The 5,711-nt window shown below is 63.6% G+C and carries 8 protein-coding genes; 2 read left to right on the top strand and 6 right to left on the bottom strand.

What is annotated here, in order from left to right:
* Positions 1–380: rRNA adenine dimethyltransferase family protein (locus ENZ75_RS18640; protein WP_281059731.1), on the top strand; the 380-nt coding region annotated here is incomplete at its 5' end.
* A 48-nt stretch (positions 381–428) separates the two neighbouring features.
* Here the strand turns inward: ENZ75_RS18640 and gmk are convergent.
* The 3 genes from gmk to mltG form a co-directional block, all read right to left on the bottom strand.
* Positions 429–1,085 (bottom strand): guanylate kinase, encoded by a 657-nt coding sequence (gene gmk / locus ENZ75_RS18635; RefSeq protein ID WP_013532512.1) that lies wholly within the window; start codon positions 1,083–1,085, stop codon positions 429–431.
* Between the two features lie 3 nt (positions 1,086–1,088).
* Entirely contained in the window at positions 1,089–1,979 is an 891-nt protein-coding gene (locus ENZ75_RS18630; protein ID WP_013532513.1) for a YicC/YloC family endoribonuclease, read from the bottom strand.
* Positions 1,980–2,135: 156 nt separating this feature from the next.
* Complete coding sequence (mltG, locus tag ENZ75_RS18625) at positions 2,136–3,245, bottom strand: endolytic transglycosylase MltG (RefSeq protein WP_244514283.1); 1,110 nt, start codon at positions 3,243–3,245, stop codon at positions 2,136–2,138.
* Between mltG and ENZ75_RS35165 the strand changes: the two genes are divergently transcribed.
* On the top strand, positions 3,244–3,516 hold the full coding sequence (locus ENZ75_RS35165; protein ID WP_244514282.1) for a hypothetical protein: 273 nt from the start codon (positions 3,244–3,246) through the stop codon (positions 3,514–3,516). The two genes, mltG and ENZ75_RS35165, sit on opposite strands and share 2 nt — an antisense overlap.
* On the opposite strand, the gene fabF is transcribed toward ENZ75_RS35165, so the two are convergent.
* The 3 genes from fabF to ENZ75_RS18610 form a co-directional block, all read right to left on the bottom strand.
* Positions 3,504–4,766, bottom strand: coding sequence for a beta-ketoacyl-ACP synthase II (fabF, locus tag ENZ75_RS18620; RefSeq protein ID WP_013532515.1), 1,263 nt, complete (start codon positions 4,764–4,766; stop codon positions 3,504–3,506). The genes ENZ75_RS35165 and fabF overlap by 13 nt on opposite strands.
* Positions 4,767–4,800: 34 nt before the next feature.
* Positions 4,801–5,037 (bottom strand): acyl carrier protein, encoded by a 237-nt coding sequence (locus tag ENZ75_RS18615; protein ID WP_006203723.1) that lies wholly within the window; start codon positions 5,035–5,037, stop codon positions 4,801–4,803.
* 211 nt (positions 5,038–5,248) lie between these two features.
* Positions 5,249–5,711, bottom strand: a 463-nt coding sequence (locus ENZ75_RS18610; protein ID WP_128278232.1) for an SDR family oxidoreductase, incomplete at its 5' end; no start/stop codon positions are given.

The raw sequence follows: 5,711 nt of genomic DNA, 5'->3' as shown, positions 1-5,711 counted from the left end.
CTCTGATGTTCCAGCGCGAGGTGGCCGAGCGCATCGTCGCTCCCGCCGGCAGCGACAGCTATGGCCGGCTGGGGGTTCTTGCCGGCTGGCGGACGGAGGCGAGGATCGCCTTCGACGTACCGCCACAGGCATTCACGCCGCCGCCAAAGGTCACCTCCTCGGTGGTGCATCTTGTGCCGCGCCCGATGCCCCTGCCCACCGAGGTGAAGAAACTCGGCCGCGTCACAGAAGCCGCCTTCGGCCAACGTCGCAAGATGCTGCGGCAAAGCGTTAAGAGCCTCGGCGGCGAGGCCCTGCTCGACCGCGCCGGCATCGATCCGACACGCCGCGCCGAGACGCTCAGCGTCGAGGAGTTTGTAAGGTTGACAAACGCGGTGTAAGAAGCTGCCGATCTGCCCCCTCGTGGGGGAGATTGGCGCTTCACAGCCTCAACCCGTCTTCTCGTCCAACAGTCCCGAGACGAAATCGAACAGGCCTGGCCGGCGGTCGCGTCTCAGCCGCTCGGCGACGACGATGCCGCGCACTTCGGCGAAGGCGCGGTCGAGGTCGTCATTGACGATGACGAAATCATATTCCTTCCAGTGCTCGATCTCGTTGCGGGCGTTTTTCAACCGCGTTTCGATCACCGCTTCCTGGTCTTCGGCGCGGCGCTTCAGCCGTGCCTTCAACTCCTTCATCGATGGCGGCAGGATGAAGATCGAGACGATGTCGGCGCGCATCTTCTCCTTGAGCTGCTGGGCGCCCTGCCAGTCGATGTCGAACAGCATGTCGCGCCCTTCAGACAGCGCCAGTTCGGCAGGCTCGCGCGGTGTCGCATAGCAATTGCCATGCACCTCGGCCCACTCCAGCAGCGCGTCTGAATCACGAAGCCGCTCGAATTCGCGCATCGTCCGGAAATGATAGTGGACGCCTTCGATCTCGCTGCCGCGGCGCGGCCTGGTGGTGACCGAGACCGACAGTTCGAGGCTGGAATCGCTTTCCAGAAGATTGCGCGCGATCGTCGACTTGCCGGCGCCGGACGGCGACGACAGGACGAGCATCAGGCCCCGGCGGCGAATGCGGGACCCCAAATCCTTGGCAACCATCGGCTACTCCAGATTCTGGATCTGTTCACGAAACTGGTCGACCACCGCCTTCAGGTCCAGCCCGATCGCGGTGATGGCGGCGGCATTCGACTTGGAACACAGCGTATTCGATTCGCGGTTAAATTCCTGTGCCAGAAAATCGAGCTTGCGACCGACCGCGCCGCCGCCCACCAGCAGTGCCCGGCCGGATGCGACATGCGTTTTCAGCCGGTCGATCTCTTCGCGAATATCGGCCTTGGTGGCCAGGAACGCGGCCTCCATGTGCAGTCGGGTGGCATCCAAATTGGCGGAAGCGTCCATCAGCAGCCTGACCTGCTCGGCGATGCGTTCCCGGATCACCGCGGTCTCGCGGGATGGATCCACTTCTGCCCGCAGCGTCAGCGCCTCGATTGTGTCGATATGACCCGACAGCAGCAAAGCCAGCGCGGCCCCTTCGCCCTGCCGTGCCTGTTCAAGCCCGTTCAAGGCCACTTCGAGCGCGGCCATGATCGCGGCATCGAGCGCGGCCCTCGCCTCCTCGGTTTCGACAGTTTCGGGAATGTCGAGCACGCCGCGCAGCGACAGCAGTCCATCCGAGGTCGCCGCAGCAACGCCGAACTGCTCCTGCAGCCGCTTGGCGAGCCCGGCCAGGTCCTTCAGGAAGGCTTCGTTGACGACCGGCTGCGCCTGCGCGCCGACGGCACGGCCGATGGTCAGCGTCGCCTGAAAATTGCCGCGTGCAAAACGTTTCTGAAGTATCTGCCGGACAGCCGGTTCCAACCGCTCGAAGCCTTGCGGCAGCCGCAGCCGTACTTCGACGCTCTTGCCGTTGACGGACTTGACCTCCCAGGCGATCGAAGTGCCTTCGTGCTCGGCGACGGCACGTGCAAAACCGGTCATGCTCTGCAAATTCATATCGCCCACACGTCCCTGGCACATTGCCCCGAACCGGCTTTCCGGACAGAGCAAGTGCGGCTTGAAAATGACTGCGCCGCAGGCGCGTCGAAATCGGACGCGCGGCGCTCTTGCAAATGTCAGGGCGTCGCCTGTCGGGCAACGCCTTTCTTCATTCTACTGGGCAGCGCCCGCGTCACCGCCGCTGTCGTCGGCACCGTCAGCAGGCCCACTGTCGGCCGGCCCACCGTCCGCCGGCTTGACGGCATCGCTGTCGCCGCCGCCGGTCGTCTTGGCGGCTTTGGCGACGTCATCCGCCTGCTTCTTCTGCAGAGCGCGATAGCGGGCGACATTCTCGTTGTGCTCGTCCAGCGTCGCGGCAAAGACGTGCCCACCGGTGCCGTCGGCGACGAAATAGAGGTCGTCGGTCTTCGACGGATTGGCCACCGCCTCCAGCGCTGCACGACCCGGATTGGCGATCGGCGTCGGCGGCAAGCCGTTGATCACATAGGTGTTGTAGGGGGTCTGTTTCTGGATATCCGACTGGTAGATCGGCCGGTCCGCCGGCTTTCCCTTGCCGCCGAACAGCCCGTAGATGATGGTCGGATCGGATTGCAGGCGCATGCCCTTGGCAAGCCGGTTCAGGAAGACGGCGGCAACCCGTGAACGCTCGTCACCCTTGCCCGTCTCTTTCTCGACAATCGAAGCCAGCGTGACGAACTCCTCGACGTTGGCCAGCGGCAGGTCCGGCGCGCGCCGCTGCCAGACATCGTCAACCAGCTTCTTCTGATCCGCAAGCAGCTTGTCGACCATCTGCTGGCGTGTCGCGCCGCGCGTGAAGCGCAGCGTGTCGGTGGCGAGGCTGCCCTCCGGCGGCGTGGTTGCCGGCATGTCGCCGCTCAAGGCAGTCTCCTTGGCGATGCGCTGCAATGCCTGGTCGACAGTCAGTCCTTCAGGGATGGTCAGCGAATACATCACCGACTTGCCGCTCTTCAGAAGCTCCATGATATCGCGCATGGAAGCCCTGGGCTTGATCTCGTACTCGCCGGCTTTCAGCGCCGAATCATTGCCGAAGGCGCGCACGCCAAGGCGGAATACCCGGGCATCACTGATCAGTCCGCGGCGTTCGAGCTGGTCGGCGATATCCTGGACGCCGGTGTTCGGCTTGACCAGGAAGGTATCGCCATTAGCGGAGGGTCCGGGCTCGGTGAATTCCTGCTTGCCGAAATAGACCGCGACGCCGGCCGCCAGAACCACCAGCATCACCGAGGAGATGACGAAGTTCATGAACACGACGACCTGGCTGCGTGACGCACGCGAGCGCTTCGGCGGCGGCGTGCCGGCCTCTGGCCGCAACGCCTCGCTGGCCGTTTTCGGCACGATCGGTCCGGATGTTGCCGGCCGTTGCCCGAATTCTCCGTTGCCTGCCGGATTTGTGTTCATTTCGCCCTACCGTTTGATCGCCCAACGAATCCCCAGCGGCAGAGTAGAGGCGAATATGGCAAAATTGACGGCACGCCAAAGCGTCGCCCGGCAGCCGGACGATCAGCCATTGTAGCGCTGGAAGACCAGCGACGCATTGGTCCCGCCAAAGCCGAACGAATTGGACAGCGCCACGTCGATCTGGCGGGCGCGCGGCTTGTTCGGCACCAGGTCGATCGCGGTTTCGCGTTCGGGGTTGTCGAGGTTGATGGTCGGCGGCGCGACATTGTCCCTGATGGCAAGGATCGAGAAGATCGCTTCGGCGGCACCGGCCGCCCCAAGCAGATGGCCGATCGACGACTTGGTCGACGACATCGAGATCTTCGATGCGGCATTGCCGACAAGCCGCTCGACAGCGCCGAGCTCGATCGTGTCGGCCATGGTCGAGGTGCCGTGCGCGTTGATGTAGTCGACGTCGGCAGGCGTAAGCTTGGCCCGGTTGAGTGCCGCCGTCATGCAACGGAAGGCACCATCGCCATCCTCGGCGGGCGCCGTGATGTGATGCGCGTCGCCGGTGAGACCATAACCCGTCACCTCGGCATAGATCTTGGCGCCGCGTGCTTTGGCATGTTCGAGCTCCTCGAGCACGACAACGCCGGCGCCCTCGCCCATGACGAAGCCGTCGCGGTCGCGATCATAGGGGCGCGACGCCGTTTGCGGCGAATCATTGCGTTCCGTCGACAGTGCCCGGCATGCGGCGAACCCGGCGATCGACAGCCGCGTCACCGGCGCTTCGGCGCCACCGGCGACCATCACGTCGGCATCGCCCCACATGATCAGCCGGGCAGCATCGCCAATGGCGTGCGCGCCGGTCGAACAGGCCGTGACGACGGCATGGTTCGGGCCTTTCAGCCCGTGCCGGATCGAAACCTGCCCGGAGACGAGATTGATGATCTGGCCCGGGATGAAGAAGGGGCTGATGCGGCGCGGGCCGCGTTCCTTGAGGATCATCGCGTTCTCGGCGATGCCCTCGATGCCGCCGATGCCGGAGCCGATCAGGACGCCGGTGGCGCATTGCTCTTCATGCGTCTTGGGTTCCCAGCCGGAATCCTTCAGCGCCTCGTCGGCGGCGGCAATCCCGTACAGGATGAAGTCGCCGATCTTGCGCAATTCCTTCGGCTCGAGCACGGCCTCGGGATTGAAGGTGGCATTGCTGCCGTCACCACGCGGAATGACGTGGGCGATCTTGCAAGCAAGGTCCTCCACCTCGAACTCGGTGATGCGCTTGGCAGCGCTGCGGCCGGTCAGAAGCTCCTTCCAGCTGTGCTCGAAGCCCATGCCGAACGGCGACAGCAAGCCAAGGCCCGTGACGACGACACGCCTCATCGCAGGTCCTCCCCGGTGATGACTGCAGAAAGCGTCAGGCCGAAGCCTTGTCGATGTACTTCACGGCATCGCCGACGGTCAGGATGGTCTCGGCCGCGTCGTCGGGGATCTCGACGCCGAATTCTTCTTCGAACGCCATGACGAGTTCGACCGTGTCGAGGCTGTCGGCGCCCAGATCATCGATGAAGCTCGCCTGCTCCGTCACTTTGTCGGCATCGACGCCAAGGTGCTCGATGACGATCTTCTTGACGCGCTCTGCGGTGTCACTCATTTGGGCATCCTCGTCTTTTGTTTGTCTGTCTTCGTTAGCGGGCAGAATGCCGCTAATCAAGCTGAAAGATGGTCCTGCCGGAAACGCAACGACTACGGACCGATTTTTGCCCGAACCGCCGGGTTGCGGGCCGCATTACACGAAAAATAGCTGAGGTCCAAGCCGAAATGGTCTCTTTACACAACCCGCCGGCGTTGCTGCAGAACCTCGTTCAAATCATAGCCATGCCGCCATTTACGTGGATGGTCTGGCCGGTGACGTAGGCGGCTTCGTTGGAGGCGAGATAAGCGACGGCGGACGCGACTTCGACGCTGGTGCCCATGCGCCGCGTCGGGATCGCCGCCATGATCGCCTCTTTCTGCTTGTCGTTGAGCTTGTCGGTCATTGCCGATTCGATGAAGCCTGGTGCAACACAGTTAACTGTGATGTTGCGGGTGGCGATCTCCTGCGCCAGCGACTTGGAGAAGCCGATCATGCCGGCCTTGGAGGCGCAGTAATTGGTCTGGCCGGGATTGCCGGTCACGCCGACCACCGAGGTGATGTTGATGATGCGGCCATGGCGGCGGCGCATCATCGGATGGGTGAGTTCGCGGGTGAGCCGGAAAACGGCGGTCAGATTGACCTCGATCACGCTGTCCCAATCGGCATCCGACATGCGCACGAACCACCCGTCC

The sequence above is a fragment of the Mesorhizobium sp. M7A.F.Ca.CA.002.04.1.1 genome, assembly GCF_004022805.1.
GTDB lineage: Bacteria > Pseudomonadota > Alphaproteobacteria > Rhizobiales > Rhizobiaceae > Mesorhizobium > Mesorhizobium ciceri.
The sequence above is the reverse complement of the archived record's forward strand: the minus strand, read 5'-3'. Positions and strand labels throughout refer to the sequence as shown.